The organism is Pseudomonas sp. URMO17WK12:I9 (assembly GCF_900230165.1).
In the GTDB taxonomy this organism is placed as follows: domain Bacteria; phylum Pseudomonadota; class Gammaproteobacteria; order Pseudomonadales; family Pseudomonadaceae; genus Aquipseudomonas; species Aquipseudomonas fulva.
On sequence record NZ_OCMQ01000009.1, the window covers coordinates 1 to 23,502 of the forward strand.

Below are 23,502 nucleotides of genomic sequence, written 5' to 3' on the forward strand. Positions count from 1 at the left end.
AACGCAGGTCTTGCGGAGGGAGGTGACAGGCATGGATGCCTGTCAAGCGCTGGGCCCCAGGATGGGGCCTGCAGCGCGGTCCTCCCGGGAGCAAGCCCGGAGTGAGGGAACCCCGAAGCGCAGCGTAGGGGCCGTATGAATGGAGCGCAGCCTTTTTTGGTTACTTTTTGTGGCGTTTGACAAAAAGTAACTCGCCGTAAGGGCGAAAAGGTGATTAAGCGTCGCCATCGCAAATGGACTATGCCCTCTATCAATACCCACAAATACCCACACAAACCCAATCAAACTTCCAACTTCAAACCTCAAACCTCAAAGCGTTGGCGCATATATTGAGTTGGTATTCATTGGCGCGGGTGGCGCACAGTCACCCTTCCGCCCTTACGGCGGCTCACTTTTTGTCTTGTCAAAAAGTAAGCAAAAACCGCCTGCTCCTATCATCCGGCCCCTACGCTACGCTCCGGGGTTCCCTCGCTCCGGGCTTGCTCCCGGGAGGACCGCGCTGCAGGCCCCATCCTGGGGCCCAGCGCTTGACGGGCATCCATGCCCGTCACCTCCCTCCGCAAGCCCTGCGCTCGGCCTCCTGAAGTCGCGATCTGTGGCGCCTGGACTATCGCGCGCTTAGAAGCAAGAGCAACGGCAACGGCAATGGCAATGGCAGCATCAGCATCAGCATCAGCATCAGCATCAGCATCAGCATCAGCATCAGCATCAGCATCAAGGATTGCAAACCACTTAGGCTATTTGGTCAATGCCTCCGATTCCAGCTGCCGCAGACGCCGCCCGTCCGGCAACATGATCTCAACGGTCGTCTCGGAGACGCGCCGCTCAGGCTGGACCGCCTGTTGCTGCGCCTTGCGCGCTTCAACCCTGCGCTCGATCATGCTGGGGTAGCGAGACGCCCACAGGCCAAGCGCAGCAACAAACAGGACCACCCACACTATCGCACCGGCATCACCCTGAGCGCGACGCCTCTTCATCCTTGAACCACCGTGCAAATCACTGCAAAACGCCCCCTGTCAACGATCCTTGAACTGCGCTTCACGCTTGGCGATGAACGCGGCCATGCCCTCTTTCTGATCTTCGGTCGAGAACGCCGCATGAAACACTCGCCGCTCGAACCGCACACCTTCGCTGAGCGTGACCTCGAACGCGCGGTTGACGCTCTCCTTGACCATCATGCTCACCGGAATGGACTTGGCAGCGATGGTGGCGGCCACGTTCAGCGCCTCCTGCAACAGCTCGTCCTGCGGCACGACACGCGCCACCAGCCCTGAGCGCTCCGCTTCCTCAGCACCCATCAGGCGACCGGTCAGGCACAACTCCATGGCTTTGGCCTTACCCACCGCACGGGTCAAGCGCTGCGTTCCACCCATGCCCGGCAACACCCCCAGGTTGATTTCCGGCTGACCGAACTTGGCATTGTCACCCGCCAGAATGAAGTCGCACATCATCGCCAGTTCACAACCACCGCCCAGCGCAAACCCCGACACTGCGGCAATGATCGGCTTGCGCCGATTGGCAATGCGGTCGGCATCGCTGAACAGGTCGTCCACGTAGATTTGCGGGTATTTGAGCTCAGCCATTTCCTTGATGTCTGCGCCAGCTGCAAACGCCTTCGCCGAACCTGTGAGCACCACGCAGCCAATGCCAGGGTCGCGCTCAAGCTGATCCAAGGCCTGGTTCAGTTCGCTGACGATCTGCGCGTTCAAGGCGTTGAGCGCCTGCGGGCGATTGAGCGTGATCAGGCCAACCTTGCCATGAATGTCCAACAGGATGGTTTCGAATGCCATGTGGTCTGCTCCTTCAAAGATTGCGCGCAATGACCATGCGCTGAATATCGCTGGTGCCTTCGTAAATCTGGCAAACCCGCACGTCACGATAGATGCGCTCCAGCGGGAAGTCGCTCAGATAGCCATAACCGCCCAGGGTCTGCAAGGCATGTGAGCAAACCTTCTCGGCCATTTCCGAGGCAAAGAGCTTGGCCATGGACGCTTCCATCAGCGCAGGCTGCCCCGCATCGCGCAAGGCGGCAGCGTGCAACACCATCTGCCGGGCGACGGCGACCTGGGTTGCCATGTCCGCCAACCGGAAAGCCACGGCCTGATGCTCGATCAGCGGTTTGCCGAAACTCTGCCGCTCCTTGGCATAGTCACGGGCCACTTCGAACGCGGCGCGCGCCATGCCTACGGACTGCGCCGCGATGCCGATGCGTCCGCCCTCGAGATTGGCCAAGGCAATCTTGTAGCCTTCACCCTCCTCACCCAGTCGGTTGGCCACAGGCACGCGCACGTTCTCGAACACGATCTGACAGGTGTCGGACGCATGCTGGCCGAGCTTGTCCTCGACGCGGGCCACCTGATACCCCGGTGCGTCGGTCGGCACGATGAACGCGCTGATGCCGCGCTTGCCTGCCTGCGGATCCGTCACGGCGAACACGATCACCACCCCGGCATTCTGGCCGGAGGTGATGAACTGTTTGCTGCCACTGAGCACGTAGTCGTCGCCCTCGCGGCGCGCACGGGTTTTCAGGCTGCTGGCATCGGAGCCTGCCTGAGGCTCTGTCAGGGCGAACGCCCCAAGCATGGCGCCGGTTGCCAGCGGCGTCAGGTACTCGCGCTTTTGCTGCTCCGAGCCAAAACGCAGAATAGGCACACACCCTACCGAGTTGTGCACGCTCATGATGGTCGAGCACGCACCATCGCCGGCAGCGATCTCCTCCAAGGCCATGGCATAGGCCACATAACCGGTGTCGCTGCCGCCCCACTGCTCAGGCACCAGCATGCCGAACAAGCCGAGCGCTGCCATTTCCTCGATGGCTTCGCGCGGAAACCGATGGTCCTTGTCCCATTGTTCGGCAAACGGTCTCAACCGTTCCTGTGCAAAGCTGCGCACAGCATCGGCGATTTGTTGTTGTTCCTCGTTGACCAGCATGGTTCACCTCACTCCAGGCATTCGACAGCCATGGCCGTGGCTTCACCACCGCCAATGCAGATGGCCGCCACCCCACGACGCAGGTTGTTCTGGCGCAGGGCATGCAACAGGGTGACCAGAATGCGCGCCCCTGAGGCGCCGATCGGGTGGCCCAAGGCGCAAGCGCCGCCATGAATGTTGACCTTATCGTGGGGCAGGTCCAGATGCTTCATGGCTGCCAGGGTGACAACCGCGAACGCTTCGTTGATTTCGAACAGGTCGACATCGCTCAGCGCCCATCCCGTACGCTTGATCAGCTTGTCGATGGCCCCAATAGGCGCGGTCGGAAACAGGGCCGGGGCATCGGCGAAGGCCGCATGGCCGTGGATGATCGCCATCGGCTTCAGGCCTCGCTTGTGCGCCTCGGAGCGACGCATCAGCACCAGCGCTGCCGCACCATCGGAAATGGAGCTGGCGTTGGCAGCCGTCACCGTACCGCCGTCTCGAAACGCCGGGCGCAATTGGGCGATCTTGTCCAGGCGTGCCTTGGGCGGCTGCTCATCGTCTTTGACCAGACGGCGTTGCTTGCCTTGCGTCACCTCTACCGGCACGATTTCATCCGCAAAGCGGCCACTGAGGATGGCCTGTTGGGCACGGGTAAGCGATGCGATGGCGAAATCGTCCTGGTCTTTACGGCTGAAACCATTGGCCTGGGCACAGTCCTCGGCAAACGTGCCCATCAAGCGACCCTTGTCATAGGCGTCCTCAAGACCATCCATGAACATGTGATCGATCACCTTGCCATGGCCCATGCGGTAACCGCCGCGGGCCTTGTCCAGTAGATAGGGGGCGTTGCTCATGCTCTCCATGCCGCCGGCGACCACCATGTCGGCGGTGCCTGCCGCCAGCAGGTCATGGGCGAGCATGGCGGCCTGCATGCCGGACCCACACATCTTGTTGAGCGTGGTACAGGTGGTGTGCTTGCCCAGGCCAGCACCCAGTGCAGCCTGACGCGCCGGCGCCTGGCCAAGGCCAGCCGGCAACACGCAGCCGAACAGCACCTGATCGACGCTGTGCGCCTCCACGCCCGCGCGCTCAATCGCGGCGCCAATGGCCGCGCTGCCCAACTGCACGGCAGAGAGACTGCTAAGCTCGCCTTGTAATCCACCCATCGGGGTTCGTACTGCGCTGACGATGACGATGGGATCTTCGCGGGTGTTCATGGGTGTAACCCTCACTTGGCTGCCATGCGCAAGGCACCGTCCAGACGGATGACCTCACCATTGAGCATGCTGTTCTCGATGATGTGGCGCGCCAGCGCCGCGTATTCCTCTGGACGCCCAAGCCGCGGAGGAAAAGGCACACCCGCTGCGAGCGAGTCACGAACCTCGGGCGTCATCCCGGCCATCATCGGCGTTTCGAAAATGCCTGGCGCGATTGTCATTACACGAATACCGTAACGCGCCAGCTCGCGCGCGGCGGGCAACGTCATGCTGGCAATGGCCCCTTTGGACGCTGCATAGGCACATTGCCCGATCTGGCCGTCGTAGGCCGCGACGGAGGCCGTGTTGATGATCACGCCCCGCTCGCCTGCGTCGTCCGCCCCTCCCTCGGCCATGGCCTGGGCACATAACCTCAGCAGGTTGAAGCTGCCCACCAGGTTGACATTGATGACGTGGGCAAAACTGCTCAGACGGTGCGGGCCTTGCTTCCCCACTACCTTTTCAGCGCCCACGATGCCTGCGCAGTTCACCAGACCGTGCAGGCTACCGAACGCTGCCAGTGCCGCCGATACGGCCGCCTGCGCAGCGGCTTCGTCACTGATGTCGGCCACGCTGAAGCGCGCGCGCTCGCCCAGCTCGTGGGCTTTGGCTTGCACGGCGTCGCCGTTGAGGTCCACGAGCATGACCGAAGCGCCTGCCTCGATCAGCATGTGCGCGGTAGCGGCGCCCAGACCGGAGGCTGCGCCGCTGACGATGAAGTGTTTGTTGGCTATTTGCATGATCGGTTTCCTCTCAAACGCCGGCCGTGGTGGCGAGCTGCGCGTGTTGTCGAGCTACTTCCTGATTGCGCAGGATGAAGCGTTGCAGCTTGCCGCTGGGTGTCTTCGGCAACTCGCTGACGAACTCGACTTCTCTGGGGTAGGCATGGGCGTAGAGGCGCTGGCGGACATGCTGGCGCAATTGCTCTTCAAGTTCGGCGCTGGGGCCGTAACCCGTGGCCAGCACCACGAATGCCTTGATCACCTCGGTGCGTTCAGGATCAGGCTTGCCGACCACTGCCGCTTCGATGACGGCCGGGTGCTCAATCAGTGCGCTCTCCACATCGAAGGGCCCAACCCGATACCCGGACGTGGTGATTACATCATCGCTGCGCCCGACGAAGCTGATGCTGCCATCGGGGTTCAGTTCGACGGTGTCGCCGCTCAGGTAGTACTTGCCAACGAAGGCCTTGGTTGGCAGCCCGTGGTAACCGGCGAACCAGCACAGGGGCGATCGTTCGCGATCCACCGCCAGGATACCCGGCTGACCGGCGGGCAGTTCGCGTCCCTGCTCATCGAGTACGACAATGCGATGCCCCGGTATGGCAAAACCTGCAGATCCCACGTGCACCGGGTGGGCCAGGCCGTGATGGTTACACAGCACCATGCCCAGCTCCGTCTGCCCATAGTGGTCATGAATGGTTACCCCGGCATGCTCGGCGAACCAGCGGATCACTTCAGGGTTCAACGGCTCTCCTGCACTGCTCACCACGCGCAGGCGTCCTTTGACTGGGGTGCTGAACTGATCACCGGCTGCAATGAGCAGGCGAAAGGCCGTTGGCGAGCCGGCCAGGTTGTTGATGCCCAGCTGGGTAATGACCTTCGTACAGCTGTCGACACTAAAGGGGCCGTTGTAGAAGGTGGTCGCCTGCCCGAGTGAAAGCGGCCCGGTCACTGCGTAATAAAGTCCGTAGGCCCAGCCTGGGTCCGCCAGGTTCCAAAACCTATCCTCTGGGCGCAGATCGATGGCATCACGCATGTAGCCTTGGAACGCTACGATGGCCCGTAGCGGGACCTCAAGGGGTTTGGCAGGGCCGGTGGTTCCGGATGTGAACATCAGCAGGAAGGGATCGTCACCTGTGAGCATGACCGGTTCACATTCAGGCGAGGCGTTTTCAAGGCACTCCTGGAAGTCCAGCTCGCCGTCACGGGCATCGACCGTTATCGTGAGCGGGCAGCCGTGTACGTCATCGAGCTTTATCCGGTTGCTGCGGTCAGTCACCACGACACGGGCATGCGACTGGTGCAGTCGATGTTCGATGGCAGCAGGCCCGAAGGCGGTGAACAACGGCTGATAAACGGCACCCAGACGCCAGGTGGCTAGAATGGTGATCAACAGTTGCGGGGTGCGCGGCAACAGCCCCGCTACACGGTCGCCCGCACTCACCCCGTGGGCGCGCAAGACACTGGCAAAGCGGGTGGCCAGTGCCTGCAGGTTGTCGAAACTCATCTGTTCGCAGTTGCCTTCGCTGTCCAGCCAGTTCAGGGCCAGCTTGTCGAAGCCAGTGTGGCGATCACAACATTCGACACAGGCGTTGAGGGCCTGCAGTTCGCCCTGCAGGGCAGCCTGCGCGGCCCCAAGGTAATGGAACGAGCGAACGGCCTCGGCGTAATCACGCATCGTCAGACTCCTGCTTTTTATTGTTGGAGTGCACTGTCAAGTCAGGACGATGTTCGCGCCGCTCAGGGGTAACCACAATGGCCAAACCATTCATTGTGAATGATCGGTTTGGCCACAACGGCGGTTAAGACAATCCGCGTTCGCGACCTATAAGAAACTGCCGAGTCAGTTCGAACACCAGCGACTGGTCCTGAGTGGCTTGTTCGGTGTCCAGGCTGTCTAGCAGAAGCTGATAATCGATGGCATCCAACGTTGATTGTCGCAAGGCCAATGCCGATCGACGTGCGGCGAACTGAGCGTGCAGCGCCTCGAACACCTCGGTATGCCGCTCATGGATATAATTCGCCCAGAACACACGTTGGGACAGGCTCATCGACAGCGCATCAGGGGTCATCGCTGCGATCACCTCACGGTAGGCGTTCTCAAGCTGAGTGCTGGTCAGCTCGGCAGCATCGGCGTAGAGCATGCTATGGGGCTGACACGGCAGGTTCAGGCGAGCCCGCAACCTCACACGGTAAGCCAGGCTGACGGCAGCCTGATCCACCCTCTCCAGCGCTGCGAGGCGCTGCAACACATCTCGCCTGGCGACCTGCTCAAGCCGGTCCAGACGAAACAGTTGCTGCCCGATACCCAATAGCTCATTACCGCGCTCCGGCGCGACGTTGTGCTCAGACCTATCGATAAGTGCTCTGACTTGAAGCTCACTGAACCGATCAGCAACGGTGTTCATGCAGGTTAACGGCAGGCGAGCCAGACTATGGATTCTCTGGCGCAGCTGCTCGTTTGCGTCAACTGCTTCGAGTAATGCCCACACTCGCTCCGCCAGCTGGAACGGTGCAGTGTCGTAGTCGCCGGTATCCCCGAGAAGCCCCAGCAACCGTACCAGACCATCGCTGCCCGGATCAGCCACCAAGCGTGACCAAAGGGCCTGACGGCTGACGCGCAAATGCGGATCGCCTGCATCGAGCCATAGATCACGGGTCACCTGCCGGTCGATTACGCGCCGTGGCTCGGGAAGATGGAAATGCTCGGCGATCGAATCAAGGGCAAACAGCCGCTGCATCTCGACACTGCTCAACCGGTTTCGCTCCACCATGAAACCCATTCGGCGGGCATGTGGCAGCTGTACAATTTCCGCTGGCACAACGTGCAAGAGGTTGTCACGCAGGTCGGCGCGTTCCAAGGTGCTGCACAACTCCAACCCCGAGGGCCACGCACCCAACCTGCAGCGACGCAAGTTCAATTCGACAAGGCGCGTCAACTGGTTATAGCGCATCTCGAATGCCCCCAGCGGGTTGTAGCTCAGATCCAGGTGAGTCAACTGCGGCAGGCGGGTCAATGCGTTCAAGGCCTGATCGTTCAGCCGAATGTTGTTGCGTGCCAGGCGCAGGGTGCGCAAATCGACCAGGTAGGCGACTTCTGTAGGCACGCCGAGCAGGCCGGTGCTGCTCAGGTTCAGCTCTCTTAAGCGGGTGAAGCTTGAAAGGAACCCAGTAGGCATATGCGTGATCGGCACATCACGGATGACCAATGAGCGTGTCAGCTCGAACTCGATATGGGCAGGCAGTTCAGGGAGACTGCCGACATTCAGGTTGATAATGCTCAGCCGTTGACCAGCCGTCTCATCGCCCAGAGGTTCGCCCATCTGTCGCCAGGCGCGGCGGATCTGATCGGCGACCTGTCGACGAGTCCGCTGACGGGCCGGATTGGACTCAAAGCCTGTCCAGCGGCTCAGGTGTCTTTCAAGGTCAGCATGGTCCTCTTCCAGTTCCAGCAAGGCGTCATAGGCAGTATGAGGGCCTGTAAGCAAACGCGCCAAACGGTTGTCGATCGCACTGTCGTCCAGGCCAGGGTACAGGTTGCGCAAACGGCTTCGCAGTAGGCTGTCGGGGTTACGTCGTCGAGCCGGGCTACCACTGAGTGGGTAGCCTATGCGACCGTCGGGCATACGACGGCCTGGATTGAACCAACGATCTTGTCGAGGCCAGCCCAGCAGTTGCTCGACTTCGGCGTGCGTTTCAGGCAACTGCTCAATCAGGCGATCACGCAAGGTCGAGGCAGCGTGATCGCCATCCAGATCAAGCGCAGTACGCTGGGAAGGCTCCAGCAATGCGAGCAGCGTCTGGTAGAAGTCGTTCGACTCATCGACCACGGCTCCATAGCCTGCTTCTGGCTCTTCGATCGCCCGGAAACGCCCCTCCTTGTGAACGATCTTGACCAGATTGGCGCCCGGCAACTGATTACCTACCGCCGCAATCCGGCGCGCACCCGGGCCGTCTGTCCAGAGCTCGATGTGACGGGCCGGCCATGCATCCAATCGCTGCAGCAGGGCCAACGCGAGTTCGCCCGCTTCATCGCAGTAAGCGTTAGGGAGGTACACACCGCACATGGCCCGGGTCAACCTGGCAACACGCAGCAACGAAGCACCCTGGCGTAGGCAACGCAACGGCAGTTTTCCCATGCTCAGAGCAAGATCGCGCTCGGTTCGCCCTACGTCCGCGGCCAACGCTTGAACGTAACGCTCGGGCAAACCCGGCATGCCTGTTCTGATGACGGCCGACAACGGGTCATCGACCGCTGGCACCTGGCACAGGTGCTGGAACATTAGCCCACGTAAGCGATCTGCATGCTCAAGTAGGTTTTCCTGCAGCTGCACAAGGCTACCGCTACCGGTTTGTTCCAGGCACCACTGCACCAACGCGCTTTCATCTCGCGGGCTCGCACCGTGTTGAAGGGCGGTAAAAAACCTGCTGACACGCGCATTGGCTTCGAAACGCTCCAGGCTGTCACACAAACTGGCTGGAATGTCCCGCGCCTCCACCAGTAACCCGCGAAGTGCCGCGACATCCATTCCGGCGGCCTGCATCACCCTGCTGGCCTGCTGATGAGTGAGCGATCTAGGCTGAGGCCAAAGCTGTTCAAGCATGAGATCAGGCTGATCCATTTCCACTGCTCGACCAGCGTTCAACTGCCAGCTTCGCTCGCCGAAGTGCTCCAGAACCGGCCCAAAGCCTGCCGGACGCCGAGCATGACGCAAGCGCCATGGCTCATTTGGATCAGGGCGATGCGCCTGGAAATAACGTTTGCCACTACGGAAAAAGGCTCGCCCCCAGTCCCTGTACAGACCGTCGCTGTGCAATTGCGGGTCCTCCGGCAAGCTGGCATAGACCTTGAGGTCGTTGGCCCATAGCCGCGATTTCCCATCGACCCCGCGCACGGGTTCCAGCCCTTCTACGAAATCAGTGGCCGCATAGCCTCTGGCCAGAATATTGGCTCCGGCGCCGACAACCGCAGTCACCGCCAGCGTCTCGGCCACGCCAAGCATCTGCTCCAGAGCCTCGTGCTGATGACCGTGATACCAATCAGTTGCACCCTCGAAGACTTCCGATAGCGTTTGCACCACCAACTGCCCAAGCAGCATCGCGCCCACCACAGGTATGAAAAGCCCGGCCAGGTTGACCAGATTCCAGCCCAACGAGCGCCACTGCTTGCGTCGCGCTTCAGAGGCGTCTCGGTCCACCTGTGCGGTGGGTACCAACAGCAGACGGGCGTCGTCTTTGATTCGCTGAACCTGTTGGTCGACCAGCCTGGAGAAGATATCCTCAGGTCCCGTGACGCCTTCAAGGGAAAGGTCAGACACGGCGTCGCTCAAGCGCTTGCTCAATGTATCGAGGAAGCGTGCGCGCTCTTCCACAGACACCAACTGACTGAAGTAAGCCCGGTAATCCTCCTTCTGCAGAGCGGCCGCGAGCACGGTGTTCATTTCCTGAATGGACGTGAAATGGCGCAATGCCTGGCCCGGATCGCTGGGTCTGTAGAGTACGATCCCTCGATCCACACCTTGCCGATCGCGCAACTGGACGACTACGACATCGCTCAGGGTATGCCCCAGCATGCTCAGCATACCCGGATAGGCACCCAGCTCAGCGTGAGAGACCTCATCGTTTGCCAAGCCCGCCAACGCAATCTGCTGTCTTGCCGTTAAATCACCGCGCAGCGCCGCCACTTCGGTGGCCAACGCAAACGCCGCTCGCTTGTCTGCAATCAGCGCTTGGCAGGTGTCATCGGTGAATACCTGCGACAAGAGCTTCTGGTAACGCCCGCCCGCATCCAGGTCCCGGCACGCTTGCACCAGTGCATCCGTGCCCGCAGTGAGCAGGGCGTCTTCACCTGTACTCACCAAACCGGTGCCCAGATAGAAGCTGGCCTGCTCGTTAAAATTCTGCATCAGGCGCAAGACGGCAGGCTCTCTCACCTCGATGACCTCATCGACAGGCAGGACCATGCCATGCGGGACCTTGAAATTGCGCCGTATCTCCCGCCACTGCAGCGCATCCAGGGCCGGACTGCCCGGCAGGTGTGCAACCAGCCTCTGCATATGCAGCTCAGCGAAGCTTTGCAGTGGAATCAACCGCCGAGTAAAGGCGCGCACACGCTCCTGGCTGCCCTGGTGGGCCTTGAAGCGATCACGCAGCCGGTTGAGTTGAGCGGGAGAACCCCGCTTGAGCCACTCAGGTAGGCGCGCGGCTATGAAGTCATGTGTAGCGCTGGCGACCTTTGCAGAGGAGGGATTCGGGCCGGGAGCGGTCGTGAGAGAAGCTGTCATCGTGTAGTCCTGTCGATGCTGATTCAACCTCGACTGTGTGATGGGCGCTCAGCGACTGGCACACGGAAACCCCACCTAACCGACCTTCCCTGCACCCAGGGCCAACGTTCGATAGTGACCCGGATTGCAACCAAACCACTTGCGGAAGGCCTTGTAGAACGAACTGCTGTCGGCGAAGCCCAGACGCGCTGCAATTTCCAGCATCCCCACCTGCTCTTGAGCCAGCCAGCTGATAGCCAATTGACGCCGCACGCTGTCCTTGAGGGCCTGATAGCTATGCCCCTCCTCTGCCAACCTGCGCCGTAGCGTGGAGGCCGACAGGCATAACTGGCGGGCAAGTTCATTCGCATCGGGCCACGACGCTGGGTCGCGCTCGCTCAGATCGCGTCGAATGCGTCGAGCGAGGCTGTCAGGGTCCCGATACTTGACCAGGATATTGGCCGGCGCCTGGGCCAGAAAACGGTGCAGCTCATCGTCGCTGCGCCGGATGGGCTGATCGAAGCAGTCGGCTGCCAGGATCATGCGGGTGCGCGGGCGCGAGAACTGCAGGTTTTCCGAGAACATGACACGGTAGTCATCGCAGAACGCAGGTTCGGTGCAGCGCAACTCGATGGCCAGGATCGGGATGCGACGCCCTGCCAGCCAGCACGCTACACCATGGACGATCATCCAGAATGTGAAGTAAGTGAATGCTCGTCGAGGCTCATCACAGGGCTCGACGATGACGATCTCGGCCAGGCTTTGCTGCCGAATCAAGTGGGGCTGTAGATGATCCAGGGTCAACGACAGGAAAGCCAGTGCGGTTTCGATACCTGCTCCGATCGTCGGTTGTCCCCTGCTGGCACGGCAGAGAAATGCCAGGCTGCCGCTGCGTAGCCCGCGCGGGTCCATGGCAAAGAACTCATCGTTGCAGCGCCGCGCCAGCAGGCGCCAGAGGCGTGCGTAAGCAGTTGCCGGCACGCGCGCACCTGGCATCGTGAGCAGATGCGGCTCGATGCCTGCCTTGCGCAGCACCAGAGGCGCGTCGCCTGCTTGATGACAAGCCTGCAACAACGCCTCGCGTACCAGTTCGATGGAGATAGTGTCCTTGTCGCTCATTGACGGCCCAGTTTGCTCGAATGCAGCCATCTTAGGACCACAGCGCCAAAAGGCTAGCATTTGATCACCACAGGCCCAATCACCCTGGTAAGGCTTCACCCTCCCGGGCCAGTGCTTGGCGTGTGAGTTCGAGCGCCTTGGCCTTTACCGCCTCATCACACGCCTTGGCGATTGCCCTGGCCTGGGTATCGTACTGGGCATCTGTCAGACTCTCACGCCCTGCATAGAGCGCCTCCATCTGCTGCACGAACGGCTCGCATAGAACGTCAAAGGCTGAGCGGTACTGGCGTTGCAGGTGATCGAACCAAAAGCCACGCTCACTGATGTCCATGGCCAGATCATCGCTGGCCTCGGCTGCGCGAACCGCTGCTTCGGCTGCGTTCAGGTGCTCTTCCGTGACCCCTGCAATCGTCCTGAACTGCATGGTGGTTGCCTGACCTGGCAACTCCAGCGCCCGCGCCAGCCCCACCCTGTAGGCAAGGCTGACTTCGATCTGATCCACCTCCTCGCCACGGGTTTCGCGACTACTCATGTCTTGGCGGGCGTAGGCCTCCACTTGGTCCAGGCGGAAGAAACGTCGCGCCAGACTCAACAGTTCGCCTTCTGCGTGTTCTCCAGCGGCCGCCTCGACCGACGCACTCAGTAACCTGATCTCAAGCAAGCCGAAACTGGATATGACACTGTCCACGCACGTACGAGGTTCACTGGCCAAGGCAAAAGTTTGTTCGCGCAGTGCGGTGTTACTCTCGATTCTGTCTAGCATTGCCCAGACCCTGGCCTCCAGATCGTCCCTGGCCAGACGAAAATCACTGGTGTCAGTGAGTTCACCTATGAGCGTGAAGAAATCGCCACTGCCAGACTCATCCACCAGACGGTTCCACTGGGCGGTACGAGCGTCCTGTTGTGCTGGGCTCAAGCGCTCGACCCAACGGCTGAGATGAAACGCGTCACCGTCGGCACTGACCTCGCTTTCGGAGGTGCGACTGGCATCGATCCACAAGTCGCGGTAAAGGGCAGGCAGAGGGTTGCCCGTCAATGCCAATCTGCTTCGCCAATGGTTTCGCTGAGCCCGCAAGGGCAAGGGCAGCTCGCCGATATGGTTGTCACGCAGGTCTACATACTCCAGCGAAACCGCTCGCTCCAGATGGACCGGGACTTGCGTCAACCCCACTCTACGAAGCCCCAGCTGACGCAGGCGAGGTAATCGGTCCATGGCAATCGTGAAATGGCCGATACTGTTGTCGCTCAGGTCAAGCACACTCAGCCTCGGCATGCCCGCAAGCACTTCTAAACCAGCATCGTCCAGATGCAGGCTATTGCGCGAAATCGTCAGCTCCTGTAGTTCACGCAACTGCGAAAGCCCAGAGGGGAGCCGGGTCAGGGCGTTGTTGTCCAGGTTCAGCGTCGTAATGCCATGAAAGGGCCTGAGAAAGCGTTCGGGCACTTCACCCAGCCGCATGTTGGCCAACACGACCTCGCTGACATGGCCGAAACCCTCCACCGCGCTCAAGTCGGGCAGCTCGCCAGCACCAATATCCGATAGCGATAGCAGCATACCTGGGTCCCCATTGGTCTGCCGCCTACCTGCGTGCCCCTGAAAGCGCCAGCAGCGCCTTAGCTGGTCGCTGACTCTACGTCGCAGCGCTACATTGGCCGCATCGGCAGGCAGTGCAGTCCATTGCTCAAGGGTCAGGTCCAGGCGCGAGTATTGGCCCTCAAGCTCCAGCAAATGGGTGAAAGGCGAACCGGGCTGCTCCTCAAGCACTTGAAGATAGAGTTCGAGTTGTTGTGCGCTGAAACCTGGATACAGGCTGCGCACGCGATCCTGAAGCGTCCGCTCGGCCAGGTGGTTGACGCTGCCGCGGCCACTTAGCAAGTAGCCATAGCGATGATCAGGCAGGCGGGCGGGTGGGCGAAAGGTCGGCTGGCTCACCTGCATGCCCATCAGTTCCTGCACAGCCCTTCTTTGTGCCGGAATGCGCGCTTGCAAGCCTTCCCGCAGCGCTTTCACACCATCGGTTGTTGACCACCCCAAGCGACTACGCTGGTCTTCAGGCAGAAGCTGCCAAAGCCTCTCAAGCAAACCGCAGGCGCCAGGCACGTCTTGTGGAACGGGTTTGCCCCCCTCATAGACCGACATCTGCCCATGCTCCCACACCAGTACCTTCACACTGGCGGGATCCGTCACCGGGTACAGCTGTGCCAATACGCGCCCTGTGGGTGACGCTTCGCGAACCTGGACATTGTGGGCCATGGGCCATGCAGGTTCTTTTCGCAAGAGCCCGAAGACCAGCGACGCCAGGTCAGGGTGATAGGCATTTTCAAGGTACAGGCCCTGTAATGCGCGACAGGCGCGGGCCTCCTGTAATGCCAGGCGCGCCTTCTCGGCAAGCCCCAGATCAAGACGGCCCTGCGCGAGCAATCGCTCACACTGCTCGGCAGTGCCATTGGCTATTACCCCTTCAGCGTAAGCATCGGGTAACCCTGGAAAATCACGTTGGATTGCCGCCGCTTCGGGACTAATGGCAAGCCTGTGCGTCAAGTGGCTCATCAGGCCCTCACGCAAGCGAGGCGCCTGCGCGAGGATCGACGCAGATACGGAGGCAGGTGCGCGCTGTTGCTCGGTCAGTTGATCGAGGCACCATTGCAACAGAGAGGGATCGTTCTTGCCCTGGTGGCTCGCGAATGTGGCGAAGAAGTCTTCGATGCGCTTATCGGCTTCAAACCGTTCCAATGTGTCGCGCAGACGTACCGGCAACGCCCTCTGCTCAGCGACCGCCCGGCGCAACTGAGCCTGGTCCACGTCGGCGACCTTGAGTATCTGAGTCACACGTCCCGAATCCAGGTCGCCAGTCACGGGCCAGAGATGACTCAACAAGGCTCGCTCGCCACTCCACAATTGCGGTCGCTGCCAGTTCAGCCGCCAGCCATGCTCACCGTTCCAGTCCAACGCCGGCCCGAAGCCCGTCTTGCCATCGTTGCGCACTAGGCGCCAGGGGGATGACGCAGTCTTTCTGCTGACGGCGTAATAAGCGCCTTCATGAACCCACCAGTGCCTGTCGCCGTGCTGGAACAGACCATTCTGGCCTCGTACGGCATTGTGAGGCACGCCAACTGCTCGATAGCGCCTCAAGTCTTCAGCCCACAGCCGAGGCGATGCATTATCCAGTTCGACTGGCACCATCTCGTCAACGAAGGCGCTGCGCATGAAGCCGCGTGCAACCGCCGCGCCACCTGCCGCCGTCAGTGCGGTAACTGCAACCGTTTCGGCCACACCCAGTACATGCTCCAACGCTTCGTGCTGATGGCCCCGCGACCAGTCATACACCGCTACGCCAATTTCACCCAGCACGTCGACTACGGTCGCGGCCAACATCATCGCGCCCAGCTCCGGGACGAACAACGCTGCCATCTGTGCCAGGTTCATTCCCACCTGTTCAAGCGTCTGCAGCCGTTGAAGCCTTTGCAGCCTATCTACCTCTTCGACAGGCACCAGAAGAAACAGGGCGTCCGCTTTGATGCGGGCCACTTGCAGCCCAGCCAGCTCGGCAAACAGCGATGCGCCGGCGGTTTTGCCGGTCACTTCAAGATCAGGGGCTGCATCACTCAGACGCTTTTTCAGCACTGTCTGAAACGCTGCCCGGGCATCGGCCGCCACTAGCCTCAATAGATCGAAGGCATGCGCTGGCGTTTTGAACAGGTTCACCATGTGGGCCTTCAAACTGTCCAGATCGTCAAACTTCTTCAAAGGCCCATGGGGCAGGTAGAGCACCACCCCTGCACCCGGACTGGCCAGGCCGCTGGCCCCGCCGTCGGACAGTTCGATCACCAGCGCCCCGATCAGTGCATGTCCGAGCACATGAAGGTGCTTGACCACGACTGCCAGTTGCTTCGGATCAGGCGCCACCACCTTGTCAAAGGTTTGCCCCAGGGCAGCGGCATCTACTTCGCTGATGTCGCCTCGCAGCCCGGCAACGTCAACGGCCAACGCAAGGCGCGCGCGCTGGCCCTGGGCGAGCAGCGTGCAGGCGGCGTCGTCAAAGAAGCTTTTGAGGTAGTCCTGATAGCGCTTGCCCGTGTCCACCAAGCGGCAGGCAGTGGCCAGGCTCGCACTGTTCACCAGCAGTGGCGCGGTCAAAGACATGCCATGAGCCCCGGAGATGATGCCGCTGCGGGCGTCGAAGCTCGATCCGGAGGGAAAATTCTGCATCAGGTGAGCCATGACAGGGTGAAACGTGTAGTGATGACGTAGCGTCTCGCCCCCAAGCACGCTATAGCTGTCCCAGCGCTCTCGCCAGAGCGCATGCGTCAGATCCACCTGCACGCCCAGCTTCTGCTCTATCGTGGCAGTCAGCATCTGCTCTGCGTACCACTTCGGCGAGACCATGCCTTTGAACAGTGACGCCAGGCGCTGCTCGATACGGCGGTTTTCTTCAGCGTGCATGCGCAGGGCTTGTATCTGCCCTAAAGAAGCGGCACGCAGCCACTCAGGCATGTGCTGTGCGATGAATCTGTCGGTATGGTTCGAAGGCGTAGTGAGGACGGCCATGCTAGGCTCCAGGTTAAGGGTTGCCGCGCACCTTTACCGAACCTTGCGAATCAATACAGAGGGAACTCGATCACCTCACACAGCCGCATTGCCCTTCTGCGAGGCAGGATGCCAAGGGGCAGACCTGGCAGCCAACCCCTTTACCTCCAAAGCCAGTACCTGGTTGGCGGTTATCGCGGTAGCTGCACCTGAGGCTTGCTCGAAGCAAAGATCGCCCAACTGGAGATGAACAGCGCGGCGATCAGCGGGCCGATGACGAAACCGTTGAGGCCGAACACCGACAGGCCGCCCAGAGTCGATACCAGGATCAAATAGTCGGGCATGCGGGTGTCCTTGCCGACCAGGATAGGCCTAAGCACGTTGTCTACGAGGCCGATCACCAGCACGCCGAATGCGGTCAGGATCACGCCTTGCAGGATTGCGCCGGTCATCAGGAAGTAGATCGCCACCGGCCCCCAGACGATGCCTGCGCCAACGGCAGGCAGCAGCGAAAGGAAAGCCATCATCACCGCCCAGACCAGCGCGCTGGGGATCCCCAGGATCCAGAAAATCAAGCCGCCCAGCGCGCCTTGGGTGATGGCCACCAGCACGTTGCCCTTGACCGTGGCGCGCACCACACGTTTGAACTTCAACTGCAGTCGACGCTTCTGGTGTTCAGGCAGCGGCACGGCCATGCGCACCTTGCGCACGACCTCGGCGCCCTCGCGCAGAAAGAAGAACAGCAGGTACATCATGATGCCGAAGCCAACCACGAAGTCGAATGTGCCCTGGCCAAAGCTGAAAGCCTGGGTAGCCAGAACCTGGCTGCCTTGGGAGGCCCAGGTGGTGATCTTGTCACGCAAGGCTTCCAGGTTGCCCATGCCCAGGTTATCCAGCGCGTTCTGGGCGAACGTTGGCAGCATGTCCTTGCCCCGCTCGACATAACCTGCGATGTCCAGCTGGCCGCTCTGGATGCGTTGATACAGCGTTGCCCCCTCCTGCACCAGCAGACCGCTGATGATGATCACCGGCAGTACCGCCACCAGTAAGCAGATGAGCGTGGTCACGGCAGCGGCCACATTGCGTCGGCGCCCGAAGCGCATGAGCAGGTTGCGTTGCAACGGCGCGAACAGGATGCCAAGGATTACCGCCCAGAAGATTGCGCCGTAGTAAGGCAGCAAGATCCAGACGAAGGCAATGGTGACCAGTGCCAGGAGCACCGCCAGCGCCTTGTTCTGCAAAGCAGTTTCGTTCATTTCCGGTCCTCGGATGGGTTCTGGGGTATTAGTGCGTGGTGCTGGGGTAAAAGTGCCACCTGCCCCTTGATTCAGATCAATAAGGCCCAACCGAAAGCGGCTTAGCATCCGCGCCCTTTAACCGGTGTATTCATGAACTCCGTTGCCAAGCCCGAATTGCTGGCGCCTGCCGGCACGCTCCACACCATGCGCTACGCCTTCGCCTACGGTGCTGATGCGGTCTATGCCGGCCAGCCCCGCTACAGCCTGCGGGTGCGCAACAACGCCTTCGACCATGCCAATCTGGCGTTGGGCATCCAGGAGGCGCACGCGCTGGGCAAGCGCTTCTATGTGGTGGTCAACATCGCGCCTCACAATGCCAAGCTCAGGACCTTCCTCAAGGACCTGGCCCCTGTGATCGCCATGGCACCGGACGCGTTGATCATGTCCGACCCGGGCCTGATCATGCTGGTACGCCAGCATTACCCGCAGATGCCCGTGCACCTCTCGGTACAGGCCAACACGGTCAACTGGGCCAGCGTGCAGTTCTGGCAGCAGCAAGGCATCAGCCGCGTCATCCTCTCGCGCGAACTGTCGCTTGAAGAAATCGAAGAAATTGGCCAGCAGGTGCCTGGCATGGAGCTGGAAGTATTCGTGCATGGGGCACTGTGCATGGCCTACTCAGGCCGCTGCCTGCTGTCGGGCTACCTGAACAAGCGCGATGCCAATCAGGGCAGCTGCACCAACGCCTGTCGCTGGAAGTATGATGTTACGCCGGCAACCGAGAGCGTCACAGGCGATATCGTGCGCGAAGTGCAGCCGACCTTGGGCCAGGGTGCGCCCACCGACCAAGTGTTCCTGCTGCAGGAAAGCGAGCGTCCCGGTACCGAAATGCCCGCATTCGAGGACGAGCACGGCACCTACATCATGAACGCCAAGGACCTGCGGGCCATCCAGCATGTCGAGCGACTGGCGCGCATGGGCGTGCACTCGCTGAAGATCGAGGGTCGCACCAAGTCGCATTTCTATTGCGCACGGGCCGTGCAGTCCTACCGAAAAGCCATCGACGATGCGGCCGATGGGCAGCCTTTCGACCGCACCTTGATGGACAACCTCGAATCCTTGGCGCAGCGGGGCTACACCGAGGGCTTTCTGCGCCGCCATGTGCACGACGAGTACCAGAACTATCAGCGGGGCAGCTCGGTTTCCGAGCGCCAGCAGTTCGTGGGTGAACTGACCGGACAGCGGGTAGACGGCTGGGCCGAGGTCAAGGTCAAGAACCGCTTTGCCCTGGGCGACCACCTGGAGCTGATGACACCGCGCGGCAATTACCACTTCGACCTGAATCAGTTGCATGACCGGCAGCAGCAGGCCATCGAAGTCGCACCCGGGGATGGCCATGTGGTGTACCTACCAGTACCTGAACAAGTGTCGTTGGCGTTCGGGCTACTAATGCGCGACCTGAACGGTGACCAGGCCGCTGGCTGACGGAACTGTAATGCGCCGGTCAGCAGGTTGAAAGCCAGACGGGGCGACCCTGGCGCCTTGCGCGTTTGGACCAGGCCGTGCGCTATGCTGGGCGCAGGTCACACGTTTATCAGGAGCTCATCCATGCTGCGATCGAATCGGCTGGCCCTTGGCCTGCTGGCCTTCACCACCCTTGCACAGGCCACCGACACCATTGATGTCTACCGCGACCCCAACTGTGGGTGCTGCAAAGCCTGGATCAGTCATCTCAAAGACAACGGCTTCACTGTGAACGACCATGTCGAAACGAACATGAGCGCCGTCAAGCAACGCCTGGAAGTCCCGCAGCGGCATGCGTCGTGTCATACCGGCGTCATCGCTGGCAAGTTCGTCGAGGGCCATGTCCCCGCAACCCAGGTGCATGAGCTGGCTAGCCGCAGTGACCTCAAGGGCATGGCCGTTCCCGGCATGCCGGTCGGTTCGCCGGGCATGGAAATGGGCGAGCGCAAGGATGCCTATCAGGTCATCGGTATCGACACTGAAGGCAAGGACTCGGTGGTCGCCGATTACTGACCCGGGGCTGGTTTCACGCTTGGTAACACCTTGCGCCTCTATGGCAACTGCCCGGCTGCTACAGTCGAGTCTTCCTACTTGATCTGACATGGAGTGCCTCATGCTGCGAGCATCCGCCCTGGCCATGGTGTGCCTGGCCAGCAGCCCGGCCATTGCCGCCGAATCGCCTACCTATGGCGCCCAGCTCGAAGGGTTCGACTACCCGCATACGCTCAAGTATTTCGACTTCGAATCACAGCGCCAATCGCTGCAGATGGGTTACATGGACGTCCCGGCTTCGGGTAATGCCAATGGCCACACGGTCGTGCTCATGCACGGCAAGAATTTTTGCGCAGCCACCTGGGAAACCAGTATCGATGCCCTGACCAAGGCAGGCTATCGCGTCATTGCCCCTGACCAGATCGGCTTCTGCACCTCCAGCAAACCTGCCCACTACCAGTACAGCTTCCAGCAACTGGCCAGCAACACCCATGCACTGCTCGAACACCTGGGCGTGAAGCAGAGCATCGTGCTGGGGCATTCGACCGGGGGCATGCTCGCCACCCGCTACGCCTTGATGTACCCGCAGCAGGTCACGCGCCTGGCCATGGTCAATCCGATCGGCCTTGAAGACTGGAAAGCCCTGGGGGTGCCCTACCGCACCGTTGACCAGTGGTACGACCGCGAACTCAAGCTCGACGCAGCCGGGGTGCGCGAGTACGAGCGCAAAACCTACTATGCCGGCCGCTGGAAACCTGAATATGAGCGCTGGGTGCAGATGCTGGTGGGCCTGAATCAGGGCCCAGGTCACGAACGGGTCGCGTGGAACTCGGCCTTGATCTACGACATGATCTTCACTCAGCCGGTTTATCACGAGTTCAAGGACCTGCAGATGCCGACCCTCTTGTTGATCGGTGACAAGGACACTACGGCAATTGGCAGCGACATCGCGCCACCGCAGCTCAGGGCCAAGCTGGGCAATTACGCCTTGCTCGGCCCGCAGGTGGCCAAGCTCATTCCCAAGGGCGAACTGATCACCTTCGAGGGCATGGGCCACGCGCCGCAGATCGAGGAACCCAAGCGTTTCAACCGCACGCTGATCCAATGGCTGAACCGCTGATCGGGCGCGGCCGCATCAGGCAAAGCGCTGCAGCTGCATTTCACGCAGCCGGCTGAGGGTGCGCTGGTAGGGAAAGGCGAGATACCCCTGCGTGTACAGCGCCTCGAGCGGCACTCCTGCTTCCAGGTACAGCGCCACCCGGCGGTCGTAGCATTCGTCGACCAGGGCGATGAAGCGGCGCACGGCATCGTCCTTGGGCGAGAGTGCCGGCAAGTCGCGGTCGCCCGCTAGTACACGCGAAGCACCGTCCTCCGTGCCGCGGGCAATGCGTCCGGTCTGTTGCTGACCACTTAGAGCCGGTATGTCCGACACCAGGATCGCCGCGAAACGGTCACACAGCATCATGAATTCCTGGGTAGCCATCGGTTGTTCGCACAACGCGTCGAAACGGCACCAGATGGCCTTCGCACTTCGGCGCACTACCTGTACCTGGCGACTCCCCAACATGAGGGGCCGGTCGGTGCCTGGATCGTCTGGGCTCAGCCGCTCGAAGACCGCAGCCAGGTGACTGCCCCGGTCGTCGGTCACCCAGTAGCGCTGGCACGGCAGACCTGGGTGTTGCCGGTGGTCTTGCTCGCCCGCTACCGGCAGCACACGCATGTGCCGCTCGATGGCAGCGATGGCGGGCAAGAAACGTTCGCGGTTGAAACCGTTGCAATACAGTTGGCCGGGCGGTTGATTGGACGTGGCAACCACGACCACGCCCAAGTCGAACAGGACCTGGAACAAACGGCCTAGGATGATCGCGTCGGCAATGTCGCTGACAAACAGCTCGTCGAAGCACAGCACGCGAATCTCGCTTGCCAGCCCCTCTGCCAGCGCCATCAAGGGGTCCGGCGTGCCGTTGAGCTCAAATAACCGACGGTGCACCCAGGCCATGAAATGGTGAAAATGCTGGCGGCGACTCGGCACGGTCAGGCAACGATGAAACTGATCCATCAACCAGGTCTTGCCACGCCCTACTGGCCCCCAAAGGTAAAGGCCGTGCGTGGATCGTCCACCTTCGACAGCCTCGTAGCAGGCCTGGAGCGCCTCGATGGCAAGGCGCTGTGCGGGGTCCACGACAAAGCCCTGGGTTTCCAGGGCTTGCTGGTAGCGCTGCAAGGGATTGGTGGTCATGGCGCATTGTACCTGTCGCCTCCTTGCCGACGACAGTGCTGCTTCAGTCTGGCTGCGCCAGCCCCACCTTCAGCAGCTCGCCATCCTTGTCATCGGTCAACACGTACAGGTAACCGTCTGGTCCTACCCGAACATCACGAATGCGCGCTTTCAAATCGCCCAGCAGGCGCTCTTCGTGTACCACCTTGTCGCCCTCGAGCTGCAGGCGGATCAGCTCCTGCGTGGCCAACGCGCCGATGAACAGGTTGTGATCCCACGCCGTGAACACGGGGCTGTCATAAAATGCCATGCCACTAACCCCGGGCGACTTTTCCCACACGTGGTTCGGATCGACCATGCCATCGACATGTTTACCCTTGGCCTCCGGAATGGGCAGCATCGAATAGTTGATGCCGTGGGTTGCGATGGGCCAACCGTAGTTCTTGCCCGGCTTCGGGATATTGATTTCGTCACCACCGCGGGGACCGTGTTCGTTAGTCCACAAAGCGCCAGTCCAAGGATTCAACGCAGCACCCTGCTGGTTACGGTGGCCAAACGACCAGATTTCCGGCCGCACGTTTTTCTGGCCATAGAACGGATTGTCCTTGGGTACTTCGCCGTCTGGCAGGATGCGCACCACCTTGCCTTGCAGCTTGTCCAGATCCTGAGCCGTCGAGCGCTGATTGTTCTCGCCCAGGGCGATGAACAGGTACCCGTTGCGGTCGAACACCAGGCGCGACCCGAAATGGTTACCCACCGACAGTTTGGGTTGCTGACGGAAGATGACGGTGAAGTTTTCCAGCCGGGCACGATCGGTCGACAGCTGGCCGCGGCCCACAGCGGTCCCCGCCTTGCCGTCGCTGCCCTCCTCGGCATAGGACAGGTAGACCGTGCGGTCCTTGGCGAACTCGGGCGACAAGGCCACATCCAGCAAGCCGCCTTGGCCCTCGGCCCAGACTTTAGGCACGCCATTGATGGCCGGGCCGACCTTGCCTTCGGCGTTGATGACGCGCAGGTTGCCTGGGCGTTCGGTGACCAGCATGTCCTGGCCGCCAGGCAGGAACGCCAGCGCCCACGGCGTACGCAGACCATTGGCCACGGTATCGACGGTAAGGGTGCCCTCTTCACTTTTGAACGTCTGCTGGGCAGCGGCATTGGCCAACAGAGGCGATAACGCGGCAGCGGCCAGGGTAACCAGCCAGGTTGCTCGAGACATGCGAAGTTCC

Annotated in this window: 15 protein-coding genes; 3 read left to right on the top strand and 12 right to left on the bottom strand. The window is 61.1% G+C overall.

Translation table 11 applies throughout. From position 1 onward, the window contains the following. Positions 1-737 precede the first annotated feature (737 nt). The 10 genes from CRP40_RS16955 to CRP40_RS17000 form a co-directional block, all read right to left on the bottom strand. Positions 738-977, bottom strand: coding sequence for a hypothetical protein (locus tag CRP40_RS16955; RefSeq protein WP_027914979.1), 240 nt, complete (start codon positions 975-977; stop codon positions 738-740). 39 nt (positions 978-1,016) lie between these two features. Further along, entirely contained in the window at positions 1,017-1,790 is a 774-nt protein-coding gene (locus CRP40_RS16960; protein WP_027914980.1) for an enoyl-CoA hydratase, read from the bottom strand. A 13-nt stretch (positions 1,791-1,803) separates the two neighbouring features. Beyond that, a complete protein-coding gene (locus CRP40_RS16965) occupies positions 1,804-2,931 on the bottom strand; it encodes an acyl-CoA dehydrogenase (protein ID WP_027914981.1) in 1,128 nt (375 codons plus the stop codon). 8 nt (positions 2,932-2,939) lie between these two features. Continuing rightward, positions 2,940-4,133, bottom strand: a complete 1,194-nt coding sequence (locus tag CRP40_RS16970; RefSeq protein WP_027914982.1) for an acetyl-CoA C-acyltransferase — start codon at positions 4,131-4,133, stop codon at positions 2,940-2,942. A gap of 11 nt (positions 4,134-4,144) precedes the next feature. Continuing rightward, positions 4,145-4,912, bottom strand: a complete 768-nt coding sequence (locus CRP40_RS16975) for an SDR family NAD(P)-dependent oxidoreductase (RefSeq protein WP_027914983.1) — start codon at positions 4,910-4,912, stop codon at positions 4,145-4,147. A 13-nt stretch (positions 4,913-4,925) separates the two neighbouring features. Next, positions 4,926-6,572 (bottom strand): AMP-binding protein, encoded by a 1,647-nt coding sequence (locus CRP40_RS16980; RefSeq protein WP_027914984.1) that lies wholly within the window; start codon positions 6,570-6,572, stop codon positions 4,926-4,928. A gap of 124 nt (positions 6,573-6,696) precedes the next feature. Then, positions 6,697-11,178 (bottom strand): NEL-type E3 ubiquitin ligase domain-containing protein, encoded by a 4,482-nt coding sequence (locus CRP40_RS16985; protein ID WP_081728206.1) that lies wholly within the window; start codon positions 11,176-11,178, stop codon positions 6,697-6,699. 75 nt (positions 11,179-11,253) lie between these two features. Next, a complete protein-coding gene (locus CRP40_RS16990) occupies positions 11,254-12,276 on the bottom strand; it encodes an AraC family transcriptional regulator (RefSeq protein WP_027914986.1) in 1,023 nt (340 codons plus the stop codon). Between the two features lie 79 nt (positions 12,277-12,355). Then, positions 12,356-16,825: an NEL-type E3 ubiquitin ligase domain-containing protein gene (locus CRP40_RS16995; RefSeq protein WP_050587323.1), complete on the bottom strand. Its 4,470-nt coding sequence runs from the start codon at positions 16,823-16,825 to the stop codon at positions 12,356-12,358. Positions 16,826-16,995: 170 nt separating this feature from the next. Continuing rightward, positions 16,996-18,060 (bottom strand): AI-2E family transporter, encoded by a 1,065-nt coding sequence (locus tag CRP40_RS17000; RefSeq protein WP_027914987.1) that lies wholly within the window; start codon positions 18,058-18,060, stop codon positions 16,996-16,998. Between the two features lie 132 nt (positions 18,061-18,192). Here CRP40_RS17000 and yegQ point away from each other — a divergent pair, with 132 nt between their 5' ends. The 3 genes from yegQ (at position 18,193) to CRP40_RS17015 (ending at position 21,178) form a co-directional block, all read left to right on the top strand. Further along, the gene (gene yegQ, locus CRP40_RS17005) at positions 18,193-19,527 is read left to right on the top strand and encodes a tRNA 5-hydroxyuridine modification protein YegQ (protein WP_027914988.1); all 1,335 of its coding nucleotides are present in this window, start codon (positions 18,193-18,195) and stop codon (positions 19,525-19,527) included. A gap of 123 nt (positions 19,528-19,650) precedes the next feature. Next, the gene (locus CRP40_RS17010; RefSeq protein WP_027914989.1) at positions 19,651-20,079 is read left to right on the top strand and encodes a DUF411 domain-containing protein; all 429 of its coding nucleotides are present in this window, start codon (positions 19,651-19,653) and stop codon (positions 20,077-20,079) included. A 100-nt stretch (positions 20,080-20,179) separates the two neighbouring features. Continuing rightward, positions 20,180-21,178: an alpha/beta hydrolase gene (locus CRP40_RS17015; RefSeq protein ID WP_027914990.1), complete on the top strand. Its 999-nt coding sequence runs from the start codon at positions 20,180-20,182 to the stop codon at positions 21,176-21,178. A 15-nt stretch (positions 21,179-21,193) separates the two neighbouring features. Here the strand turns inward: CRP40_RS17015 and zapE are convergent, their stop codons facing one another. Then, a complete protein-coding gene (gene zapE / locus CRP40_RS17020) occupies positions 21,194-22,297 on the bottom strand; it encodes a cell division protein ZapE (protein ID WP_027914991.1) in 1,104 nt (367 codons plus the stop codon). Positions 22,298-22,340: 43 nt separating this feature from the next. After that, positions 22,341-23,492, bottom strand: coding sequence for a PQQ-dependent sugar dehydrogenase (locus tag CRP40_RS17025; protein WP_027914992.1), 1,152 nt, complete (start codon positions 23,490-23,492; stop codon positions 22,341-22,343). Between the last annotated feature and the right edge of the window lie 10 nt (positions 23,493-23,502).